The following is a 20855-nucleotide window of genomic DNA, read 5'->3' on the forward strand; positions in this document are numbered from 1 at the left end:
AATATTTATTCCCAGTTACCAGCGGTGGTCACACTCGTGCGCGATCCAAACCTCAACGGTTTCCTGGTGTTGTACTCGCTTTCTTCGTCTCTACTAGGATCTACCGGACGAGGGTTCTTAACCTCGATCGCGTTTACATAAAGTCCCGCTTTCAGGATTTTATCCGCCCAGATATCAAACTTCACCGGAGGTTGAGTTCCAGGAACGTAAGGAAGGGTAGCCAAATCAAACCTTGGCCACTTATCCTTTCTAAATAACGAGTCCATTACCGGCTTAGTACCAAGTGTGTCTATTTCAACATAAATACTATCCTTGCCATATGGCTGAGGTATAATAGTTTCACTTTTCTCTGTCAGGTAAAACTGACCTGAATCGATAAATGCTAACAGTTTATCCCAATCGCTGGTGTACTGCCCATTTACAGACATATAAGCGATCTCTGCTTCACGGATCATTTTCAATTGCTCAATGATTCGAGCTTCTGCTCGTTCAATGCGCTTTGTTTCATCTATGGATGATTTGATACTGTATACTAAGAATACGGCCAATGACACCCATACCACGAGCATGACCACTGAAACAATTTTTGTTTTACTCATTGCTAAATTTCTTTTTCGCTAGGTTTTTGCAATTATAAATATTTAATGGTGATTCTTGAAGCACCACAATACTATTAATGCTTAAAAGTAAACAATCCCTTAAGTTCCGTTATTTTATCTCTTGCATTAGCGGCATTAAAAGCATTATGAATGGTGTTTTCAGGCAAACTATCCAACTCTTCAGCAGAAAAGAACCTGGCTTCACTCAAAATTTGTTTTTCAGGTGGTAGCTCCGGATCATTTCCCAAAGCCAAAGTTCCTGAAATACGCTTCACAAGATAGAATATTTCTATCGCATGGTGCCTTTTTGCTATGAATTCATTGGTAAAAAGGTAGTCCATCACCTCAATTTCCAGGTTCGTTTCTTCCGCAAATTCATTTTTCAATGTTTCTTCCAGGGTAATACCAAAATCAACACCACCTCCGGGAGGTGACCAAAGGAAGCCTGCCGGGCCTATTTTATCATGTTTGAGAAGGAGTATCTGATCATTTTCTTTTAGTATCCCGCAAACCCTTACCCGTACTTTATTCTCAAATTGTGATGCGATATGATTTTGGTTTAACATATAAAAAAGATGTTCGTTAACTTTGATGTAAGATCAAGTAAACAATATAAATATGAAATATTTAGCGTCATTGCTGTTGATAGGATTTGCATTTTTTGCAACAGCACAGGAAGAAGATGAGCCAATGACTGGCCCAAAGATTTCTTTCACCGAAAAGTCTTTTGATTTTGGTGAGATCACACAGGGAGAAAAAGTGGAACATGTTTTCGAATTTGAAAACGTGGGCAATGAGCCCTTGATTATCTCGGATGTGCGAACCACGTGTGGATGTACAGCTCCGGAATGGCCAAGAGAGCCGATTGCGCCAGGAAAAACAGCCAAAATAAAAGTTGTTTTTAACAGTGCCGGCAAAATGGGCATGCAAAACAAGGTGATAACAGTAATGTCAAATGCTGTGAACAATCCTGAGCGTGTTAAGATCGTCACGAATGTAATGCCTCCGGATCCAAACAATTAATAATTTCTGGCGCCAAAAATGGCGCTTCCAATTCTGACCATATTACTTCCCTCTTCCAGGGCTATTTGATAGTCTCCACTCATTCCCATGGAGAGGGTGTTCAACTGAACATTGGTATGGTCAGAATTTTTTATTTCTTCAAAAATTGATTTCAGGCTCTTGAACTCTCTTCTGATTTGATCCTGATTCTCTGTGAAGGTTGCCATTCCCATCAGCCCGATGATTCGAACATTGATCATTTCTTTCAATTGTTGTCCATTTAGGATTTCCATCAATTCTATTTTATCCAATCCAAATTTGGTGTCTTCTTCCGCAATGTGGATTTGAAGCAGGCAATCAATCACTCGATCTACTTTCTTTCCTTGCTTATTAATTTCTTTTAGAAGCTTGAGTGAATCGACTCCATGGATGAGGTGAACAAAAGGTGCGATATATTTTACCTTATTCCGCTGCAAATGCCCAATCATATGCCAGCGAATATCTTTTGGGAGTTCTTCAGCTTTTGAAGTAAGTTCCTGAACCTTGTTCTCACCAAAATCAAGATGACCTGTTTGGTACGCTTGCAGCACATCAGATGATGGCTTGGTTTTGCTAACTGCTACTAATGTGCAACTTTCAGGTAAAGTTTTCTTTAAATCTGTTAGTTGGTTTGATATTTCGCTCATTATTGTCTCTTTTACATCCCTTAAATTTGAAAGCTAAAGAATAAGTTTCAATAGACTGAATGGCAATTTTAGGGACATTACTCAAGAAGGGAATCATGTTGAGGGAAAGTTTGGAGCAGATGTATACCTCTCCATTCGATTTGCAAAAGCAGGAGCTAAGAAACTTACTTATCCATTGTCAGGATACACAGTTTGGAAAGGCTTATGATTTTGACAAAGTATTAGCCCGCTTCAAAGGTGACAAAAGCCAATTTTATCATTCTTTCACCACTCAGGTGCCCATTTTCGATTATGATAAAATGTATTCAGAATGGTGGTACTTGGCCAAGGAAGGGCGAAGAAATGTATGCTGGCCGGGTAAAATAAAATACTTTGCATTGAGCTCGGGGACTTCAGGAGCATCTTCTAAGTACATACCAATCACCAAAGAGATGGTAAAGTCTATTCGCAAGACTTCCATACGACAGATACTCACTATGAGTAAATACGATTTGCCAGCTTCACTATTTTCGAAGGGAATTTTGATGCTAGGTGGGAGTACTAACCTGAAGAAAAGCGGACATTATTTTGAAGGTGATTTATCCGGTATCACAGCCGCGCAAATTCCTTTTTGGTTTCAACATTTTTATAAGCCCGGGAAGAAAATTGCCAAGACCAAAGACTGGCATGATAAACTTGAAGAGATAGTAAAGAATGCTCCTAATTGGGATATTGGAATTATTGTAGGCGTTCCGGCATGGTTACAGATTCTAATGGAAGCCATCGTTGAGAAATATCAGGTTGATACGATTCATGATATTTGGCCAAATCTTCAAATTTTTGTGCATGGTGGTGTGTCTTTTGAACCTTACAAAAGAGGATTTGAGAAGCTATTGAGTCGTCCACTTTATTACATGGAGACCTATTTAGCTTCAGAGGGCTTTATTGCATTTCAGGCTTACCCAAATCACAAGTCAATGCGACTGGTTTTGAACAATGGAATCTTTTATGAATTTGTGCCGTTTACGGAGGCCAATTTTGACGAGGAGGGCAGAATCAGGAAAAACGCTAAAACGCTAAAAATTGATGAAGTAGAGGAAAATAAAGAGTACGCATTACTAATAACTACAAATGCTGGTGCCTGGAGATATATGATTGGAGATGTAATAAAATTTACGTCTGTTGAAGAAAGTGAGATTGTTATCACAGGTCGTACGAAGCTCTTTATGAGCTTGTGTGGAGAACATTTGAGTTTAGATAATATGAACAAAGCAATTGAATTGGCTGAGGACGAATTGAAAATAGACATTCGAGAGTTTACGTTGTTGGGTGACAGAGCCGGAAGCTTATTTGCTCATCATTGGTACATAGGTACTGATGATGATATAGATGAAAGTATTCTCAAAGATTGCATTGATGGTCATTTAAAAATATTAAATGATGATTACAGAGTTGAACGAACCTCTGCCTTGAAAGAAGTGAAAGTCAGCGTTTTACCGGCAAATACTTTTTACAAATGGATGGAAGCTCAAGGGAAAGTAGGGAGCCAAAACAAATTTCCTCGTGTACTTAAGAAAGAAAAAGCACAACTTTGGAAGAATTTTCTAACCGATCAAAACATCCAAGCTAGTTAGATGCCCCCTATTATTAACGGATTGATATTTGGCCTGATTTTCATTTTCGCGCTAGGCCCGGCCTTTTTTGCGCTTATTCAGACAAGTATTCAGCAGGGATTAAAGAAGGCAATATTTCTTGCCATTGGTATTTCTGTAAGTGATGTTTTTTATGTGATCATCGTGCTTTTGGGAATGGCTAAGGCGCTGGAGACAGATGACTTTAAGTTTTGGATGGGAATTTTTGGAGTCATTATGTTGGGAGCCTATGGGGTGTACTCGTGGTTTAAGACCCCTAAGATTCATTCAGAGAATACGATGGTTGATGAGTCTAACGATTTCAAACAGTTTGCGAAGGGATTATTTCTGAACGGATTGAACCCTTTTATCATTGTGTCCTGGGTTACCTGGGTCAGTGCCATTGCTATCAATTTTGAATATCAATTCAATCAGCAAATTCAGTTTTTTGGTGGAATGCTCATTACAATCTTAAGCATGGATATTGGGAAGGCATTTATTGCAAATAAGTTGAAACACTTGATTACAGTCAAGTTTGTTCGCAATATGAATAGGACTGTGGCAGTCATTCTAATTCTTTTCTCTTTGCAAATAGTCTACTTTCTAATCAGCAACTACGCATAAAAAAAGCGCACCCAAAATTGGAATGCGCTTTCAACCTTTAATAACCTAACCTAATATTTTATTGGATGGTAAATCCAAATATTTTTTCCTCCTTAGTGGTGTTTACCACTAACGTATAAGTTCCTTCGTTCAGTTTTGCGATTTCAGATAACTCAACCTTTTCAGAGTTAATTTCTTTTTCTTCCTCGTTCAGGTAAAGTTTGATTGCCTCCTTCTGAGGATTGGATATCCATATTTTGGTACCCTTGGTGAACACTGGCTGTCCGCTTTCAATTGCAACAGCCTTATCGCTGAATTCTATGTCCACTTCCTGTGGTTGACTTTCAGCCTTAGTGGTATTGTAAGAAACGTAGAAATTGACCGATACCACTGAAATGAGAATTGATATAAACTTGATCATAACCTGCTTTCTTTACTATAACTAACACAAACAACGAGAAAAACCCTGACTTGGTATCAAGCTTTTAGTTAAGATGCTTAAAATTTTAGTTGAACAGCAGGTTTATGTCGTTCAGGCTTTTAAATCCCTTTTATTGAGAATCCAGGTAATAAAAAGCATAAAAATCACTCCCCAACCAATTGCAATCAGCCATTCGTACCAGTATACATTATCCTTTATTTCCTGAAAAAAGTATCGGGCAAAAGGACTTTCATACACCTTTCCGCAAAGCTTCTCCATGGAGTAGATTGGGAAAAACTTCACAATTCCTGCAGTATAGTCTTTCGTGAATGGAGCAAACTCTAAAATAGAAGTTACAATTGGCTCAAATACCAGGCTGTAGAGCATTGTAATAACGATAGCAAATCCTGCCTTTTTGATGACCATGGCCAAACTAAATGCAAACAGACAAAAAACGACCAACTGTAAGAAATAGGCCAGGAGAAATTCCAGCTCGTCAAAGATGTATTTAAGGTCTGTGACATGTGAATACATTAGCCCTGCAATAAGCCCTGACGAAAACAAAACCAAAGTGCACACAGTGGCCAGGAATAAGATTAGAGACAGTTTAGATAGTAAAAACTCTCGTTTGCTGACGCCATCAATGATGTTTTGTCGGAGCGTATTGTACGAGAGCTCGTTGTTTACTGAAACAATTACAATAAAGGATATAAGCACCTTTACAAAAGAGGCCAGCCAAACAGAGTTTTGCCAGATGTCCGGAAAATCGTAGATCGGGATGATTGAGGGGTCAATCCCATCAAAATCAACCTCTTTGCTTTTTAGCCACTCTAGAAAAAAAACACCTCCATTGGTAATAATCAGCTGTGCCAATAGGTATAGTCCAAACAGGATCCAGAAGACCCTATAGTGCTTCAGTTTTAACCATTCAAGTGTAAAAGCTCTAATCATTTTCTTTAAGGATTTTAAGGAATTCTTGTTCCAGTGATTTAGACTGTGGCACTAGTTTTCTCAGCGCTATGCCCTGATCAAAACAGAATCTGTTTAGGTGATCTGAAGACTGTCCTTCTTTAAGAAAGGCCATGAGAGATCCGTTTTGCTTTTCAATTTTCTCCAGCCCTTCAAATTTCTCTACTGTGGTGCTCAGTTTATCCAAATCTGTTGCTGAAATTTCGACCACATTGGTTTCTCCGAGTATTTCATGAACAGAACCTTCATGCAGTTTTACTCCTTTTCTGAGGATACAAAAGTCAGTGCATACTTTTTGCACTTCGTCAAGGAGGTGACTAGCCATAATGATCGTCTTGCCCTGAGCAGCTATGTCTCGAATCAGTTGACGAACTTCGGCTATTCCTTCCGGGTCAAGCCCATTGGTTGGTTCGTCCAGCATAAGAACAGGGGGATCGGAGAGGAGTGCAGCAGCCAGTGAAAGACGCTGTTTCATCCCTAGACTATAATTCTTAAACTTGTCATCTTTTCGATCGAAAAGGTTGACTTGTTTTAGAATTTCATCGATTCGATCAGTTCCACATTTCTTAATGTGTGCAACTATTCGAAGGTTTTGAACTGCAGTGAGATAGCTATAGAAACAGGGTGTTTCCAGGATGGATCCAATCTTTTGTCTGGCCTCCACATTGCTCATTCCTCCAAACCATTCAAAGTTTCCGCTTGTCGGCGCTACCACCTCGAGAATCATTCCAAGAGTGGTGGTTTTACCGCTTCCATTTGGGCCTAAAATTCCATAGACCTGACCCTCATTAATGATAAGATCCAATTGATCAACAGCAGTCAGCCTCCCAAATTTTTTGGTAAGTTTATTGATTTTTAAAACACTCATTGAAACTTGAATTGATCGGTTATCATAGGTAGGACATCAGCACTCTGAAAGCTTTCCAAAAGCGTCGGAATTTTTGCAAAAGGAATATCACCTCTTAAATAAAACGTCATCGCGTTACCTTCAGCAGCAATTACTCCTACATATTCATTTTCTTTCCCTATTATCCGCATCTCCTGTTTTCCGAGCATGGTTATATATTCTTCATAACCTAATGCTTCGTAATCCTTCAATAAGGAATTGTAAGTTTTGCCAACAACCGTTGCTGAGTCAAGTGTGTAAATCAAGACTTTTTCAATGTCATTCACCATCTCGTAAAGCTGAGGATCACCAGAGATATTAATCATCCTTAATGTGCTGGGATATAGACAAATAGGATTCATCCATCGTGTGGGTCTTCTTGGCTCGGCAAAATCTTTTATGACAGATTCCTGTGCAAGAAGAGTGATTGTGAGAGTAAGTAATATTATGGGTAGTGATATTCTTTTCATGCAAGTAAAAAATAAAAGGCAGGAAGGGAAGCCCCGACCCACCTTGTCAAACTAACTGTCTTTAGTCCTTGTCGCTTTCGTCGAGATTTTTCAAGTACTTTAATTCGCTCATTCGCATCATACTTGCAAGCTTAGACACCTGCTTCAGGTCAATGATCCCATACAGGCTTACCATTGCAAATTTTTCTTTGCCTCCGGCTACCAGAATCAATTCCTCAATGATTCCATCTTTTTCCTTGATGGAAATCTTAACGTTTTCTTCAGCATCTTTTACAGTCATTAGTTCTTCATAGCCTGCCTTGGATACATCGTTGATGGCAGTATTGTAAAGCCCTTTTGGATCAGAAACTTTCTCACTCGCCACTACCTTCATGCCTTTCAGCTTACTTATGACATCCAGGAATTCCTTTTCGTCTTCAGTGTTTCCCTCCATCTCTGTGAAAAGCGAAAACATTTTACTGCTTACAGATACTTTGGTGAAGGTTTCATCATTTTCGTACTTATCAAAGTACTTGGTAACTACGGCTCCCTGTCCGAAGGCAAAGCCAGCTACAGAAAGAACAAACATGGTTAATACAATCTTTTTCATGGGTTATTTTTTTAATGGTCTTAAATCAAGGTTTTGGTTTTCTTTTAGGAATGACTTTAGGAATCTTCCTGAAGTTCTTCCTGGGCTTTGTTAAACTTTGTTAGCTCAAGTGTGTGACTCTGTCCCTGATTTAGTTCAGAGCCAATCATCATCAGAGCCTCTTTAGTTGCTTGAAAGGCTTTTTCAGGATCTTCTATTGCAAAAGGATCTTTCTTGGCATCATTGAAAACCAATGCTGCGGTGATAACTCCAATCGTAATAGTGGCTGCTGCTGAAAGCCAGGCTTTTCTATTGGACGTCATCTTTGATCCCTGATACTTTACAGATTTTTGATTTGTGAGGTATCGAAAATAGTGACTTTCATTGTTCAGTGCCGGATTGGATTTGAAATGTGATTTGATCACTTTCTCCTCTTCCAAACTGGTTTCACCGTTCCAGTACTTTTCCAGTAGTTTATCAATTTGCGATCCCATATGCGTCTATTTTTTGCATGGCTTCTTTTACTTTTTTCCGAGCTCTGTGAATGTTGACTTTTACATCGCTTTCACTGAGCCCACATGTTTCAGCTATATCCTGATAGCTCATGTCTTCCACCTCTCTTAGGTGAAAAACCTCCTGCTGCTTTGCCGGTAGCTCTTTCAAAACCTCCTTCATCAATGACATAAAATCGTTGGTGATGGCCTGATTTTCTACCGGCTCAGAATGTCTCATATTCACCACTTTCTCGTCCAGATCTGCATATCTGTTTCTTCGCAAAATTTCGATGCATCTGTTTCGGACAATGCGAAAAGTCCACGCGTTGACTTTTTCTACTTTATCCAGATCCTCGCGAATACTCCAGATTTTCGTCAGGCAGTCCTGCACGACATCCCTCGCTGTTTCCGGTTCACGCACAATAGATAGCGCGTATCTGTACATACCGTCACTGGCGGGTAGGATTTCTTTATGGTATAGATTGTGTGACATTCAGCAAGATGATGTGGAAGCCGATTGAAAAGTTACAGGAAGAAGTGAAATAAAAATTTGACTACTTGAAAATGTTCGTTAAATATTTATTTCGAATGTCTCGATAGATATAAAAATCAGAATCTATGGAAATGATTTCATCGTATCCGGAGAGCTTAGATACGACAACCAGTGAGGCATCAGCCAAATCCATTGGGACATCACTAAATTTATTAGTGAGCTGTTTAATTCGTGTGATGTGTGCTTCTTTCAACTCATAAATTCGCAACCCACCGCGATCAATCCATTCAAGTAGCGACGATTGTGCGGTGATACTAAAATCCAACATGTGGCTAGCTTCCGTTAAGACTGGCCAGGTTGTCCATAAATATCCCTCATATTCCTCCAGAAAACGAACAGCTTTTAAATGATATTGATCAGATCTGTCAAACAGGGCAATAAGAGGACCGGCATCAATGAGCGTGTTTTTCACTAATCTTTGATTTCACTTTAGTCTTATAAGTAGTGGAGTGATCTGATTTCCCACTTTTTGCGACACCAAAAAGATCATTACCTAATACAAAAGGTAATTGCTTTGATTGTTCTTTATTGAAATACATGGCTAACGCTTCTTTTACAATGGAAGATTTTGATGAATCGTGCTGTTTGCTGTATTCTGTTAGTCTACGATTAGTATCCTCATCCAACCGTACATTAAGCATATTTTCTTTTTTAGCTTTCATTGTATTACAAATGTAATACATTTTTTTTGAATGAAGAAATCTTAGTTAAGGTTATTCATTTCTCTTTTTCCTAACCCAATATCCAATCAATAAAATAACGATCAAAATCGGTATCAAATACCACCCTTTCCACTCGTTGGCGTATTCAAGAGGTTCCGGGTCTTCCAGAATAGCTAAGAATATCTGTAGAAAAATCATCTTAATAAATTAGAATCATAAATCAATCCTTAAGATAAAGCAAGTAGTAGTCGATCCCAAAAGGCGGTCTAATCCGTTAGCACATTTGTCACAAAAGTGGACTTAGTTAGTAGCCAAAGTAGTAGAAAGACAGCAGCCCATTTCAGATAGACATAATAGAAGTCTGTAATGTCTTTGTACCGGGTTTCTTTGATTTCAGCTTTTTCTAAACGGTCTATTTCATCAAATACCTGAACCAGTGCTTCTTTATCAGATACCCGATAAAACTTACCGTTCCCAATATTGGCAATCTCCCGAAGTGTTGATTCATCGAATGTGTTTTCCACCATTCTCGGACGTCCAAAGAAATCGGTACCAAAAGGCACTTTCCCTTCACGTCCAATGGCAATCACATACATTTTGATGTTGTAAGCGTTTGCGAGATTGGCTGCTGTAATTGGATCCACATTTCCGGCGGTATTGTCGCCATCACTCAAGAGGATCATTACTTTAGACTCAGATTCTGATTCTCTAAGGAAGTTTATCCCGGAGGTTATAGCATTGCCAATGGCAGTCCCTCGACTTTCAATTTTGTCAAAATCAATGTCTTCGATGAGTTCGTACAGCAATCCGTAATCTGTGGTTAGCGGGCATGAGGGAAGAGCATCACCTGAGAATATGACCAGCCCTATACGATCCTGAAAACGACCAGCCACAAAATTTCTGGCTACATCCTTTGCAGCTTCCAGTCTGTTGGGCAGAAAATCCATTATTTGCATGGATTCAGAGATATCGATATTGAGCACAATGTCAATACCCTCACTCCATTGCTCAACTTGCTCATTGGTCGTTTGAGGACGGGCCAGACTTGTCATTATCAATACGAGACTGATCACAAAGAAAACCGGAGGTATAAATCGAAGGTAAGTGATAGGATCACTTTTGAGATTCTTTTTAGAAAGGGCAATAGGAAGTTTTTGACTGAACTGATTGACAATCAACCATCTCAGAATAAATAGGAATGGAATAATGAGCATGGCATAGAACCATAATGGATTAGCCCAGTCGAAACTTTGAAGTTTGGCCGGAGTGAACCATTCGAGTGAAAACCAATTTGCTGTTTTACTTTCCATCTTTGATCTCCTCTACTTTTTTCGAATACCTGTCCTGAGTAAACTCGTCAATCTGTTGAAAATCCTGGAACACATTTTCCTGAACTCGCTTTCCGTATACCACCCGGTCAATTGACTTCAATGGCTTATCCAGTTCTTTAGTAAAATCATGACTTAGAATTTCCTTTGTGGTCATTACCGAAAAGGAGACTTTATCCAGTCGTTGCTGATAATTTTTCCAGAAAACCAAAGCTCTTTCTGCAAGTTCAGGTTCGGGATCAACCTTAAGTTTGTTAATGTAGCTATTAAAGACCTCTGAAAACTGCTCGTACTGAGTTCTCAGCCTTCTCAATTTAATCCATTTGATAATTCTTTTTCCGAATATCAATAGAAGGATAATGGTAATTAGAATTAGTCCGCCAATGATGTAATACATTAATGGATAATTGAACTGGGTATCCACCAGCTGATAATCCAGGTTGGTTTTGAGTTTGGTGGAGTCAGAAACAACCGGAGCAAGTTCTGTTAAGAATATGGAGTCAAGTGGCGTGTGAATGATGATGGAATCTCTTCCGTTTAATACTACAGCAGGAAGTTTCAGGTACTGCACTTTATCAATCTCATACGATTGAATGGTATAGACAGTACTATCAAAAGCCAAATCTCCTCTTATCTGAGTTACAAAATAGGTTTTGTCGCTAAATTCAAAAGGACTAAAAGAATATAGACTATCAGGAAAAACCATTTCCATATCCGGAGGATAAGTAGCTGACATCCAGAAGTTCACATCCTGACCGATCAGCAGACTGTCCTCAAGAAAGCCTCCCTGAACGGAAATTTCCTGTGCACTCAGGTTTAGTGAGCACAATAAGGCAATGATCGTTATCCAACGTTTACCTTGTCCTTCTCGCATTGCTTCGGTTTCTGTGTCTGAAAAGTTTGATGAGTTTAGGCACATAATCATCTTCTGTGCCAATGGAAATATAGTTTACGTCATTTCTTCGGCAGAAATCTTCAAGTGATTCTTTGTTTTTGCCGTGCGTTTTGTCCACAGCATTTTTGAACTCTTTCGAAGAGGTGTTGAGCCATACGGTTTTGCCGGACTCCTTCTCATAAAGTGGTACAATCCCCAGATGAGGTATAGCAGATTCTCGTTTATCAGATATTTGAACCACTACCAAATCATGCTTCCTTGCCAAACCTCTCATGGAGTGGGTAAAGTTTTCATCTATGAAATCAGAGATGATAAACACGATGGCTTTTTTCTTGAGGAGATTTAGCGTGTACTTAATGCCTTCGTCCAAATTGGTTTTCCGCGATTTTGGCTTTAGCGAAAACATGCGATTGATAATCTCATAAGCATGCTTTACTGTTTTCCCCGGCTTCACATAATCTTCCACCTGATCAGAATAAGAAAGCAGTCCCACTTTGCTGCCTTCACGGATGGCTGATAGGGCCAATAGTCCGGTCATTTCTTTTGCCAAATCAATTTTCTGACGTTTTTCTTTACCAATTTCCTGTGAAGCAGATACATCTAGCAAGAAGAAAACCGTTTGTTCTTTTTCTTCGATGAATGTTTTCATGAAGGTGCCATGCCCTTTAGCGGTCACACGCCAGTCAATGTTCCTTACGTCATCTCCCCACTGGTACGGGCGCACATCATCAAACTCCAACCCTGATCCTTTAAAGATGGAATGGAAGTCCCCTTGCATCTGCGAATTAATCGCCTTTCTTATGCGTATCTCGTACCTTCTTATTCTTTTAAGGATGTCCTTCATGTTGAGTTTTTTGCTTTATCAAGTTTGGCACTAATATGGCAACATTGATAATTGCGTCGCATTGTATGATCTTTGCTATTGATCAAACTTGCTTTGACCTTCAAAATTATATTTTCACTTATATATAGACCGATTTGAGAAACATTTTTTTAACCGTTCTTGTAATAGTTTTTTCCTGTTCGGGTTCAGATGTGCCTGAAGACCTTATTGGAAGGGAAAAAATGGCAAAGGTGATGATGGAGATCCATTTGTTGGAAGCTAAAATCAATAACGTGCCTATAGATCCACATGATAGTACTGAAGCTGTGTACGAGCATTATGAAAAACTGTTGTTTAAGGAATTGGAAATTACGCAGGATCAATATGAACGCAGCTTTAATTACTACGTTGATCATCCAAATGAATTTGAGAAAATCTACAGTGCGGTTGTAGATTCATTGATGGAACGAGAGAAAAGATTTAAATAGTGAAAGTATATCCTCAGGATATTGAAGAGAAGTTGGGGTTCGATCAGGTTAGAGCACAGCTGATTCGATTTTGCCAAAGCATACGTGGAGAACAGCTCGCTACCAAGGCAAAGCCTACGGAGAAATACGAAGTACTTGTGAAATGGCTTAATCAAGCCAAGGAGATGATTCGTCTGAAAGGCAGCTCAGAGGATAAAGTTTCGTTTGAGTTTCCGGATATTGATGATTACCTAACACAGGTAAAAGTTCCCGGTTCATTCCTTGACCCACAAGATTTTCATGAGCTAAAAAGAGGGGTGAACACTTTAACCTCATGGGTAACTTTTTTTCAAAAAAAAGGTGGTGAGTATCCAGAATTATTGGCGCTTTCGAGTCATATTGAAATAGACGCTAACCTTTCAATACATATAGACAAAACGATTGATGATCGAGGAGAAGTCAAAGATTCGGCTTCCAGGGAGCTATCTGAAATTCGCTCAAAGATTTCCAAGTCCGAAAGAGCAGTTCGATCTGCTATTCAGAAAATATTAAAAAAAGCAAAAGACGATCAATTCAGTGATGAAGACAGCACGCTGACCGTTCGGGATGGTCGTTTGGTTATTCCGGTAAAGGCGGAACATAAAAAGCGAATCCAGGGATTTGTGCATGATGAATCTGCTACCGGCCAAACGGTATATCTGGAGCCGGGGGAGGTGCTGGATTTGAATAACCAGGTTCGCGAGCTGAAATATGCAGAGAAGCGAGAGGTCATAAGAATTTTAATTGCATTGTCTGATCATGTTCGAGCCAACCTCAAAGATTTAAAAAATGGATCTGGTCTATTAGAGAAGCTTGACTTTATTCATGCGAAGGCACTATTGGCAAATCATATCAATGGAGTAGTTCCATCAGTCGAAAAATCAACGTCTTTTTCTCTGGTGAATGCGATTCACCCATTGCTTTACCTATCTCATAAAGCGAGTGGAAAACCTGTGATTCCAATGAACCTCACTTTGGATCATGAAAAAAGAGTTTTGATCATTTCAGGGCCAAATGCCGGAGGTAAATCTGTGGCGCTAAAGACTGTCGGGTTGCTTCAATATATGTTGCAGACGGGATTACCTGTTTCTGTCAATGAAGAAAGCAGGATGGGTATGTTTTCTTCTATTTTCATTGATATAGGAGATACACAGTCTATAGAAGATGATCTAAGTACATACAGCTCCCATTTGACGTCCATGAAGTTTTTTCTTAAGCATACGGATAAAAAATCCATGTTTTTGATTGATGAATTTGGAAAGGGTACCGAACCTCAGTTTGGAGGTGCCATAGCAGAGTCAGTTCTACATGAGCTTAATAAAAAGCGGGCATTTGGAATCGTTACCACCCACTATCAAAATCTCAAGAAAATCGGTGATGAAACTCCTGGGTTAGTGAACGGCGCGATGAAATATGATTTGGATGCTTTAGAACCTCTATTTGAATTGGAAGTGGGGAAGCCGGGAAGTTCTTTTGCTTTTGAAATAGCTGGAAAAATAGGACTACCGAAAGATATTATTGAAACGGCAAGGAAGAAGATAGGAAGCTCTCATGTAGCGTATGATCAGTTGCTAAATCAGCTTGAAAAAGAGAAAGCAAAATTTGAAAAGTTGACCAAAAAGTTAGAAAAAGATCAGTCAGACATATCCAAAGTTCGCAAGGACTATGAGGACTTGAGAAGTATGCTGGATGAAGATAAGAAGCGAATCTTGAAAGAAGCCAGGAAGGAGGCAAGTCACATTCTTGAGAGTGCAAATAAGGAAGTGGAGAGAGTTATCAGAGAGATAAGGGAAAGTAAAGCATCAAAAGAGCGAACCAGGGCAGCTCGTGAAAAACTGGATCAAAAGAAGTCGGACTTACAGCCGAAACCAGAGAAAAAGGCGAAGGAATTAAAAGAAGGAGATGTAGTCAAAGTTGTAGGGCAGGAGAGTACCGGAACAATCCAGAAAATAAAAGGAAAGCAAGCCGAGGTATTGTTTGGTTCACTAAAATCTATCGTTTCTACCGATAAGCTTCAAAAAGCAAATGATGCTCCACAGGTCAGCTATCAAAAAAAAGTAAAGAAGCTTGGGATTGATATTTCCAGTAAAATGGCCAATTTCAATTATGAACTCAGTATAAGAGGGATGCGGGCAGATGAAGCCATGAGTAAGGTAGAGTCATTCATTGATGAGGCTCTTCTGGTAGGAGTAGACGAAATTAAAATTGTGCATGGGAAGGGACATGGCGTGCTTCGTGAAATTGTAAGAAATGTTACCAAGGGGCACCCGAGCATAGCCAGTGTGGAAGATGAACATGCTGATCGGGGAGGGGCAGGAATCTCCATAATCAAATTGCAATAATGGAGTTTACAAAACAGCAATTGGCGCTTCGAAATGGGAATGATCGAGAAGAAATTTGGATTGCGTTTCAGGGGGTGATTTATGATGTAACTAATTCAAAGCTGTGGAGGGATGGTAAGCATTATGAACATTGGGCCGGACAGGATTTAACTGATGAATTGCCGGACGCACCTCACGATACAAAAGTTTTTGAGAAATTGCAGGTCGTAGGAAGACTAGTCAAATGAAAATAATTGAGTCCGGAATTAAAGATGTTCAAGCACACGAAAGCGTAAAGGTGGTTATGCCCAGCAATCTGTATGGATGTGAATTGGCTGAGGGTGTGTTTGTGGGACCATTTGTTGAGATACAGAAAAATGTAAAGATTGGAGCCAGGACCAAGGTGCAATCCCATTCTTTCATTTGTGAGTTAGTTACAATCGGAGAAGATTGTTTCATTGGTCACGGCGTGATGTTCATCAATGATGTATTTTCTTCCGGAGGTCCGGCTGGAGGAGATGCAACTAAATGGGAATCGACAACCATTGGAAATAAAGTTTCCATTGGTTCAAATGCTACCATTATGCCAGTTTCTATATGTGATAACGTCGTTATAGGGGCTGGATCAGTTGTAACTAAGGATATCACAGAACAAGGAATTTATGTTGGTAATCCGGCAAAGAAATTAAGAGATTTATGAGTATTCCATTTGTGGATTTAAAGGCTCAGTATGAGTCAATAAAAGACGAAATTGATGCAGCAATAGCATCTGTTATCGACCAGACGGCCTTCATTGGTGGTAGAGTAATAAGAGAGTTTGAGGAGGATTTCGCAGAGTATATAGGAACCAAACATTGCATAGGAGTAGCCAATGGGACAGATGCAATTGAAATAGCTTTGAAAGCACTTGGAGTAGGCGAGGGTGATGAGGTGATTGTTCCTGCACTCACCTGGATCAGTACTGCCGGATCGGTGAATAACGTCGGAGCAGAGCCGGTATTTGTTGATGTGTTGGAAGATGAGCGTACCATCAATCCCGATTTGATTGAAGCAAAAATTACATCAAAGACAAAAGCCATTATCCCGGTTCATTTTTATGGCCTACCAGCCCGAATGGATGAAATTATGGCTATTGCCAAAAAGCATAACCTTCGGGTTTTGGAAGACAGTGCTCAGGCCCATAGTGCAGAGGTTAATGGAAAAAGGGTGGGGACAATTGGTGATATCGCTACTTTCTCTTTTTACCCGGGTAAAAACCTGGGTGCCTATGGAGATGCTGGAGCCATCGTGACAGGCGATGATGAGTTGGCAAAGACTTGTCGGATGCTCTCCAATCATGGTCAGTTGAGTAAACATGATCATCAGATCATTGGAAGGAATAGCCGATTAGATACGCTGCAGGCAGCAATTTTAAAAGCGAAACTTCCGCATTTGGAAAAATGGACACAAGCCCGTATTCAGGTAGCTAAATGGTATGATGAAAGATTGAATGGAGTAGCTAAACCTGTGACTCCTGAAGAAATGCGGCATGTTTTCCATCTTTATGTCATTCAATCACCCAAAAGAGATGAATTGATGGCTAAGTTGAAGGAAGTCAACATTGGATGTGCTTTGCACTACCCAACACCATTGCCTTACCTGAAAAGCTACCAATATCAAAATCATCAAACAGGAGACTTCCCAATAGCTGAAAAACTGTGTACTGAAATCTTATCTCTTCCCATTTTCCCTGAATTGAGTGAGGAGGAGGTTGATTGGGTTTGTAAGATTATTAGAGAGTAATCATCTGCCTAGAGGTAGTTTCATCCCCACCATTATAGCAACATTATTAAGGTTAAATGTAGAAGTATTTGATTCACCATCTTCGATTTTGCCAAGGGCCATAGAATTATTAATCTCCATGAAAAAGGATTGTGAACCAATAATATAATCTGCTACTAGACTTGCAGAAGCAAAAGGCTCCAGTTTATTGATCTCAAATGTTTCTGACCTTATTAAGATGTCATTTCCTTCGATTTTGTCAATTATTCTTTTTTGGTTTTTTATTGATGATAGCCCTCCTCCAGCTCCCAAATGAACAGCCAGTCTAAGATTGTCTGTAATACTCGCTAATAAATATTTCGCGCCTATACTTAACCTTACTGAGTTGTAATCAAAGCCAGTTTCGTAAGCCATTGACTCATTGGAATAATCAATATAGAATCCTTTATAGTAAAGGAAACTAAATGCGGTTGTAAAACTTAATTTATTTCTTGATCCTTTGTTGAATCTAATTTGTAGGTTTAAACCAGGGGTTGTCGGAGTTGAAAAATCAAACTCTTCGAAAGATGATTCTGCTGAACTAGAAGCAAAGCTGCTGATTCCTGAACCAATCGCAAAATCAATACTACTTTTGACTTTCTTGCTCATGTATGCAATTGCGGGTTTATTAAGGCAATCATGGTAAGACAAGAAAAAATTGGCCAAAGATTTATCTGACAACTCTAAATTTTCAATTTTGTTAGTTAAATCATAGCAATCATTTACTAGGACAGCACTTATATTGGCCTTATAAAAATTATCTTCTTTTAATAAGAGATACAATCTTTTTGATGGAGCTCTATAGGCATATTGTCCGCCGAAATAATATAATGGAACATCACCATCCACAACAATTCGCACAAAGCTAGACTCAAGTCTATTGATTTCTATTCCTAATTGATTTGAAATGTATACTCTACCACCACTATATCCATAAGAATAGACCTGATCTGGATTATATATCACCTCTATGTCATTATTAGTCTTCTTAAAGACACATATTTTCTCGCTAGCTCGATCGCTTTGTCGCTTCACTAAGCCTTCTATGGTATCATATTGCTGAGTGACAATGAAGCCAGCATTGAAATCTTGAGAAAATGAAAGTGTTGCAATCAAAAAAATTGCTAAAAACAAAGAGAAATTAAATTGCACATGCATTATTTTGCGCTTGAGTTTAAAAATTATCTCAAATATGAGGATAAAATTCTACATGCTGGTTTCTTTTTTATGTGTTTTTATCTGTGGTTGCAATGATGATGAAGCTAGTAGGCCTTACCCTAGAGTAACAACTGATGGCGTGATTAGTATTTCGGATGAAGGAGCATTGTTTCAAGGTTTTATAACCTCCTATGATGAAAACAAAATTTCTTTAGTAGGATTTGTCTGGAGTGATAATTCTGATCCACGTTTAGACAAAAGTGAGGTAGTTTTTCTTTCCCCCGAAGTAATAAATGAAAACCGATTTACTTTTTCGTTGAGAAGTACTTTGGATGCTGGCAAAAGTTATTGGGTTAGGGCATTTGCGATACAAGATGAATTTAGGGTCTATGGAGATACTACATCTTTCATTAGTCAAGGTAGTTCAAGTAATCCAGTCATTGAAGAATTTGAGCCAAAAAGTGGTACTGATTCATCGGAAATTACAATTTCAGGTGAAGGGTTCAGTCACAAAAATGAGGAAAATAAAGTCTCATTCGGAAACCTTGAAGCTAGAGTTATTTCAAGTTCCGTTGAAGAATTAAAGGTCTTGGTACCTGCTGGAATAAGTACTCGCGAATCCACTCTTACAGTTGAAGTGACTGGCAATGCATTTATTGCTGAGACCAAATTTCAACGATTGGCACCAATCATTACTGATTTTGATCCGAAGGATATTATTTGTACCGAAAGCATTGTTATTACAGGGAACAACTTTGGTATTACTACAGAATCTAATAAAGTATTTTTTGACGATTTCGAGGGGGTCGTTTTGAATGCGTCACCTTCAGAACTAGAAGTTAAACCTCCCATTGGTCTTAAAGGCACATATGATCTAAGTGTTGAAACTGCAGGCCAAAGAGTTACAGCTTTAAGCTCCGTTAACCTTGATATTGATTTAACATGTGATGAAAGTCTAATCGCCTATTATCCATTCAATGGAAATGCAAATGATGAGTCTGTTAATTCAAATCATGGAGTTGTTAATGGAGCATCATTAACTGAGGATAGAAATGGAAACGCAAATTCGGCTTATAGTTTTGATGGTGTAGATGACTATATCAAATTAGGAGATGATTTTGATTTCAATGAACTAACAATAAATATTTGGTTTAAAGTCATAGATTATACTGTTAATTCGGATCTTATTTTTAGTATAGATCATTCTAGCAAACAAAATGGTTTACTAGCCATTGCTTCAATAGAAATCAATGGTCAATTAAATTTAAGGTATAATAGAAATGGAGAAATTGTAGATATTCTAACTGATAATGAATGGCAAATGGCCACAATGATATATGAAGGAAGTGATTATAGTTTTTTCTTAAATGGGGTAATTGTTGGTTCTGGAACAGATGATGGAGATATTAATTCAAGAGATGGTGTGTCAGATGCTACAGTCGGTTGTGATAGAAAATATGGTAGGTTATTTAATGGATTGATTGATGATATTAGAATATATGATCGGGAGTTGGCTATAACGGAAATTGAAGCACTTTACAATGAAATGGAATAATTTCGAAAAACTTAAATTAGATTAAGTCTCCTTAATGGAGACTTTTTTATGCCTGATCAAATAGTCCATATCGGATTTCCTAAAACCGCAACCACCTTTCTTCAGAGGAGTGTTTTTCCAGCTATTAAGGGGGTCAATTACATCGACTATCATAAGTCAGTAGAGTTACTGTCTTCCCTTATTTATTTGGATGATCTCGATTACTCACCAAAAGTGGTTGAGAAGAATCTAAAGTCTCATTTAAGTGATTCTGTAAATCTCACATCCTTTGAAGGGTTATGCGGAGCACCTTTCATTTACAAAGGGCTTGGAAGATCAGCGATAGCCGGGCGACTCAAAGAATTAGGATTCAACAAAGTAATCATAACGCTGCGAGATCAGGAATCACTAATTGATTCCATTTATCGTCAACACATCCTGCAAGGCGGGGTAGTTAAATTCAAAGATTTTGTTGATCTAGATGGGAAATTCAACCTTTACAACAGATCTTTTAATCTGGAGTATCTCAACTATTTCAAACTAATCAAGCTGTACAGAGAGGTGTTTGGAACACAAAACGTCATCGTTCTATCTCATAAAGAACTTGTGACTGATCAGCAATCGTATATAAGAAAACTGGTCGATTTCATTCATCCGGGAAGTCCTGAATTGAAAATATCACATCAAAGTGAAAATCCGGCTTTAACAAATCTGTCTATCAATCTCTTACGGATTATCAATCATTTCATCTTTACCAGCCAGAAGCCCAATCATCTAATTTGGAACAAGATTTCAACGAAATATATATCAAAGTCTTTTCAAGCAATATTGGATCCTTACTTCTTTCGATTTTTTTCATCAAAAAAATCCTACGTTAAGACAAAAGAATGCGTGTTTTTAAAGCAGTATTACGCTCACAGCAATGAGCAGCTGTCCAAACTTTTGGGAAATGAATTTTCCCTGTAAT

General features: G+C 38.8%; 27 protein-coding genes. 10 read left to right on the top strand and 17 right to left on the bottom strand.

What is annotated here, in order from left to right; translation table 11 throughout:
- Positions 1–5 precede the first annotated feature (5 nt).
- Positions 6–599: a hypothetical protein gene (locus tag RIC88_RS19170; RefSeq protein WP_350219194.1), complete on the bottom strand. Its 594-nt coding sequence runs from the start codon at positions 597–599 to the stop codon at positions 6–8.
- 74 nt (positions 600–673) lie between these two features.
- The gene (locus RIC88_RS19175) at positions 674–1165 is read right to left on the bottom strand and encodes an NUDIX domain-containing protein (RefSeq protein WP_350219195.1); all 492 of its coding nucleotides are present in this window, start codon (positions 1163–1165) and stop codon (positions 674–676) included.
- A 52-nt stretch (positions 1166–1217) separates the two neighbouring features.
- Here RIC88_RS19175 and RIC88_RS19180 point away from each other — a divergent pair, with 52 nt between their 5' ends.
- The gene (locus RIC88_RS19180) at positions 1218–1622 is read left to right on the top strand and encodes a DUF1573 domain-containing protein (RefSeq protein WP_350219196.1); all 405 of its coding nucleotides are present in this window, start codon (positions 1218–1220) and stop codon (positions 1620–1622) included.
- On the opposite strand, the gene RIC88_RS19185 is transcribed toward RIC88_RS19180, so the two are convergent.
- Entirely contained in the window at positions 1619–2290 is a 672-nt protein-coding gene (locus RIC88_RS19185; protein WP_350219305.1) for a YggS family pyridoxal phosphate-dependent enzyme, read from the bottom strand. The genes RIC88_RS19180 and RIC88_RS19185 overlap by 4 nt on opposite strands.
- A gap of 56 nt (positions 2291–2346) precedes the next feature.
- Between RIC88_RS19185 and RIC88_RS19190 the strand changes: the two genes are divergently transcribed.
- Both RIC88_RS19190 and RIC88_RS19195 read left to right on the top strand, forming a co-directional pair.
- Positions 2347–3900 (top strand): GH3 family acyl-acid amido synthetase, encoded by a 1554-nt coding sequence (locus RIC88_RS19190; protein WP_350219197.1) that lies wholly within the window; start codon positions 2347–2349, stop codon positions 3898–3900.
- A complete protein-coding gene (locus RIC88_RS19195) occupies positions 3901–4521 on the top strand; it encodes a LysE family translocator (RefSeq protein WP_350219198.1) in 621 nt (206 codons plus the stop codon).
- A gap of 58 nt (positions 4522–4579) precedes the next feature.
- Here RIC88_RS19195 and RIC88_RS19200 read toward each other — a convergent pair whose 3' ends face one another.
- The 13 genes from RIC88_RS19200 to RIC88_RS19260 all read right to left on the bottom strand — a co-directional run bounded on the left by RIC88_RS19200 (position 4580) and on the right by RIC88_RS19260 (position 12590).
- Positions 4580–4921, bottom strand: a complete 342-nt coding sequence (locus tag RIC88_RS19200) for a hypothetical protein (protein ID WP_350219199.1) — start codon at positions 4919–4921, stop codon at positions 4580–4582.
- Between the two features lie 111 nt (positions 4922–5032).
- On the bottom strand, positions 5033–5872 hold the full coding sequence (locus tag RIC88_RS19205) for a DUF2705 family protein (protein ID WP_350219200.1): 840 nt from the start codon (positions 5870–5872) through the stop codon (positions 5033–5035).
- Positions 5865–6758: an ABC transporter ATP-binding protein gene (locus RIC88_RS19210; protein WP_350219201.1), complete on the bottom strand. Its 894-nt coding sequence runs from the start codon at positions 6756–6758 to the stop codon at positions 5865–5867. Before RIC88_RS19210 ends, RIC88_RS19205 begins: the two co-directional genes overlap by 8 nt.
- Entirely contained in the window at positions 6755–7246 is a 492-nt protein-coding gene (locus RIC88_RS19215; protein WP_350219202.1) for a hypothetical protein, read from the bottom strand. Before RIC88_RS19215 ends, RIC88_RS19210 begins: the two co-directional genes overlap by 4 nt.
- A 61-nt stretch (positions 7247–7307) precedes the next feature.
- Complete coding sequence (locus RIC88_RS19220; RefSeq protein WP_350219203.1) at positions 7308–7835, bottom strand: DUF4252 domain-containing protein; 528 nt, start codon at positions 7833–7835, stop codon at positions 7308–7310.
- Between the two features lie 56 nt (positions 7836–7891).
- The gene (locus RIC88_RS19225; RefSeq protein ID WP_350219204.1) at positions 7892–8308 is read right to left on the bottom strand and encodes a PG0215 family putative anti-sigma factor; all 417 of its coding nucleotides are present in this window, start codon (positions 8306–8308) and stop codon (positions 7892–7894) included.
- A complete protein-coding gene (locus RIC88_RS19230; RefSeq protein ID WP_350219205.1) occupies positions 8292–8801 on the bottom strand; it encodes a GFO_1088 family ECF-type sigma factor in 510 nt (169 codons plus the stop codon). Before RIC88_RS19230 ends, RIC88_RS19225 begins: the two co-directional genes overlap by 17 nt.
- Before the next feature lie 61 nt (positions 8802–8862).
- A complete protein-coding gene (locus tag RIC88_RS19235) occupies positions 8863–9273 on the bottom strand; it encodes a type II toxin-antitoxin system VapC family toxin (protein ID WP_350219206.1) in 411 nt (136 codons plus the stop codon).
- On the bottom strand, positions 9254–9523 hold the full coding sequence (locus tag RIC88_RS19240) for a YlcI/YnfO family protein (protein WP_350219207.1): 270 nt from the start codon (positions 9521–9523) through the stop codon (positions 9254–9256). The genes RIC88_RS19235 and RIC88_RS19240 overlap by 20 nt, the downstream gene beginning before the upstream one ends.
- A 51-nt stretch (positions 9524–9574) precedes the next feature.
- Positions 9575–9721 (bottom strand): hypothetical protein, encoded by a 147-nt coding sequence (locus tag RIC88_RS19245; protein ID WP_350219208.1) that lies wholly within the window; start codon positions 9719–9721, stop codon positions 9575–9577.
- Between the two features lie 68 nt (positions 9722–9789).
- A complete protein-coding gene (locus RIC88_RS19250) occupies positions 9790–10833 on the bottom strand; it encodes a VWA domain-containing protein (RefSeq protein WP_350219209.1) in 1044 nt (347 codons plus the stop codon).
- The gene (locus RIC88_RS19255; RefSeq protein WP_350219210.1) at positions 10823–11725 is read right to left on the bottom strand and encodes a hypothetical protein; all 903 of its coding nucleotides are present in this window, start codon (positions 11723–11725) and stop codon (positions 10823–10825) included. The genes RIC88_RS19250 and RIC88_RS19255 overlap by 11 nt, the downstream gene beginning before the upstream one ends.
- The gene (locus tag RIC88_RS19260) at positions 11706–12590 is read right to left on the bottom strand and encodes a DUF58 domain-containing protein (protein WP_350219211.1); all 885 of its coding nucleotides are present in this window, start codon (positions 12588–12590) and stop codon (positions 11706–11708) included. Before RIC88_RS19260 ends, RIC88_RS19255 begins: the two co-directional genes overlap by 20 nt.
- 134 nt (positions 12591–12724) lie before the next feature.
- Between RIC88_RS19260 and RIC88_RS19265 the strand changes: the two genes are divergently transcribed.
- Genes RIC88_RS19265 through RIC88_RS19285 form a run of 5 tightly spaced genes read left to right on the top strand, consistent with a single transcriptional unit; the run spans position 12725 to position 17178 of the window.
- Complete coding sequence (locus RIC88_RS19265) at positions 12725–13057, top strand: DUF4296 domain-containing protein (RefSeq protein WP_350219212.1); 333 nt, start codon at positions 12725–12727, stop codon at positions 13055–13057.
- Positions 13057–15417: an endonuclease MutS2 gene (locus tag RIC88_RS19270; RefSeq protein WP_350219213.1), complete on the top strand. Its 2361-nt coding sequence runs from the start codon at positions 13057–13059 to the stop codon at positions 15415–15417. The genes RIC88_RS19265 and RIC88_RS19270 overlap by 1 nt, the downstream gene beginning before the upstream one ends.
- Positions 15417–15644 (top strand): cytochrome b5 domain-containing protein, encoded by a 228-nt coding sequence (locus RIC88_RS19275; protein WP_502880012.1) that lies wholly within the window; start codon positions 15417–15419, stop codon positions 15642–15644. The genes RIC88_RS19270 and RIC88_RS19275 overlap by 1 nt, the downstream gene beginning before the upstream one ends.
- Positions 15641–16096 (top strand): acyltransferase, encoded by a 456-nt coding sequence (locus tag RIC88_RS19280; protein WP_350219214.1) that lies wholly within the window; start codon positions 15641–15643, stop codon positions 16094–16096. The genes RIC88_RS19275 and RIC88_RS19280 overlap by 4 nt, the downstream gene beginning before the upstream one ends.
- Positions 16093–17178, top strand: a complete 1086-nt coding sequence (locus tag RIC88_RS19285; protein ID WP_350219215.1) for a DegT/DnrJ/EryC1/StrS family aminotransferase — start codon at positions 16093–16095, stop codon at positions 17176–17178. Before RIC88_RS19280 ends, RIC88_RS19285 begins: the two co-directional genes overlap by 4 nt.
- Here the strand turns inward: RIC88_RS19285 and RIC88_RS19290 are convergent, their stop codons facing one another.
- On the bottom strand, positions 17179–18354 hold the full coding sequence (locus RIC88_RS19290) for a hypothetical protein (RefSeq protein ID WP_350219216.1): 1176 nt from the start codon (positions 18352–18354) through the stop codon (positions 17179–17181).
- Between the two features lie 34 nt (positions 18355–18388).
- Between RIC88_RS19290 and RIC88_RS19295 the strand changes: the two genes are divergently transcribed.
- Both RIC88_RS19295 and RIC88_RS19300 read left to right on the top strand, forming a co-directional pair.
- A complete protein-coding gene (locus tag RIC88_RS19295; protein ID WP_350219217.1) occupies positions 18389–19909 on the top strand; it encodes an IPT/TIG domain-containing protein in 1521 nt (506 codons plus the stop codon).
- 48 nt (positions 19910–19957) lie between these two features.
- A complete protein-coding gene (locus tag RIC88_RS19300; protein ID WP_350219218.1) occupies positions 19958–20854 on the top strand; it encodes a sulfotransferase family protein in 897 nt (298 codons plus the stop codon).
- Position 20855: the final 1 nt, after the last annotated feature.

This window comes from Ekhidna sp. (genome assembly GCF_040220215.1).
Lineage (GTDB): Bacteria > Bacteroidota > Bacteroidia > Cytophagales > Cyclobacteriaceae > Ekhidna.

Excerpts from the sequence above, each read along its gene's own strand:
- RIC88_RS19245 (WP_350219208.1), bottom strand. The coding sequence starts at position 9,721 with ATGATTTTTCTACAGATATTCTTAGCTATTCTGGAAGACCCGGAACCT.
- RIC88_RS19170 (WP_350219194.1), bottom strand. The coding sequence starts at position 599 with ATGAGTAAAACAAAAATTGTTTCAGTGGTCATGCTCGTGGTATGGGTG.
- RIC88_RS19290 (WP_350219216.1), bottom strand. The coding sequence starts at position 18,354 with ATGCATGTGCAATTTAATTTCTCTTTGTTTTTAGCAATTTTTTTGATT.
- RIC88_RS19230 (WP_350219205.1), bottom strand. The coding sequence starts at position 8,801 with ATGTCACACAATCTATACCATAAAGAAATCCTACCCGCCAGTGACGGT.
- RIC88_RS19240 (WP_350219207.1), bottom strand. The coding sequence starts at position 9,523 with ATGAAAGCTAAAAAAGAAAATATGCTTAATGTACGGTTGGATGAGGAT.
- RIC88_RS19205 (WP_350219200.1), bottom strand. The coding sequence starts at position 5,872 with ATGATTAGAGCTTTTACACTTGAATGGTTAAAACTGAAGCACTATAGG.
- RIC88_RS19215 (WP_350219202.1), bottom strand. The coding sequence starts at position 7,246 with ATGAAAAGAATATCACTACCCATAATATTACTTACTCTCACAATCACT.
- RIC88_RS19210 (WP_350219201.1), bottom strand. The coding sequence starts at position 6,758 with ATGAGTGTTTTAAAAATCAATAAACTTACCAAAAAATTTGGGAGGCTG.
- RIC88_RS19225 (WP_350219204.1), bottom strand. The coding sequence starts at position 8,308 with ATGGGATCGCAAATTGATAAACTACTGGAAAAGTACTGGAACGGTGAA.
- RIC88_RS19295 (WP_350219217.1), top strand. The coding sequence starts at position 18,389 with ATGAGGATAAAATTCTACATGCTGGTTTCTTTTTTATGTGTTTTTATC.
- RIC88_RS19200 (WP_350219199.1), bottom strand. The coding sequence starts at position 4,921 with ATGATCAAGTTTATATCAATTCTCATTTCAGTGGTATCGGTCAATTTC.
- RIC88_RS19250 (WP_350219209.1), bottom strand. The coding sequence starts at position 10,833 with ATGGAAAGTAAAACAGCAAATTGGTTTTCACTCGAATGGTTCACTCCG.
- RIC88_RS19260 (WP_350219211.1), bottom strand. The coding sequence starts at position 12,590 with ATGAAGGACATCCTTAAAAGAATAAGAAGGTACGAGATACGCATAAGA.
- RIC88_RS19300 (WP_350219218.1), top strand. The coding sequence starts at position 19,958 with ATGCCTGATCAAATAGTCCATATCGGATTTCCTAAAACCGCAACCACC.
- RIC88_RS19285 (WP_350219215.1), top strand. The coding sequence starts at position 16,093 with ATGAGTATTCCATTTGTGGATTTAAAGGCTCAGTATGAGTCAATAAAA.
- RIC88_RS19180 (WP_350219196.1), top strand. The coding sequence starts at position 1,218 with ATGAAATATTTAGCGTCATTGCTGTTGATAGGATTTGCATTTTTTGCA.
- RIC88_RS19280 (WP_350219214.1), top strand. The coding sequence starts at position 15,641 with ATGAAAATAATTGAGTCCGGAATTAAAGATGTTCAAGCACACGAAAGC.
- RIC88_RS19275 (WP_502880012.1), top strand. The coding sequence starts at position 15,417 with ATGGAGTTTACAAAACAGCAATTGGCGCTTCGAAATGGGAATGATCGA.
- RIC88_RS19195 (WP_350219198.1), top strand. The coding sequence starts at position 3,901 with ATGCCCCCTATTATTAACGGATTGATATTTGGCCTGATTTTCATTTTC.
- RIC88_RS19255 (WP_350219210.1), bottom strand. The coding sequence starts at position 11,725 with ATGCGAGAAGGACAAGGTAAACGTTGGATAACGATCATTGCCTTATTG.
- RIC88_RS19190 (WP_350219197.1), top strand. The coding sequence starts at position 2,347 with ATGGCAATTTTAGGGACATTACTCAAGAAGGGAATCATGTTGAGGGAA.
- RIC88_RS19175 (WP_350219195.1), bottom strand. The coding sequence starts at position 1,165 with ATGTTAAACCAAAATCATATCGCATCACAATTTGAGAATAAAGTACGG.
- RIC88_RS19220 (WP_350219203.1), bottom strand. The coding sequence starts at position 7,835 with ATGAAAAAGATTGTATTAACCATGTTTGTTCTTTCTGTAGCTGGCTTT.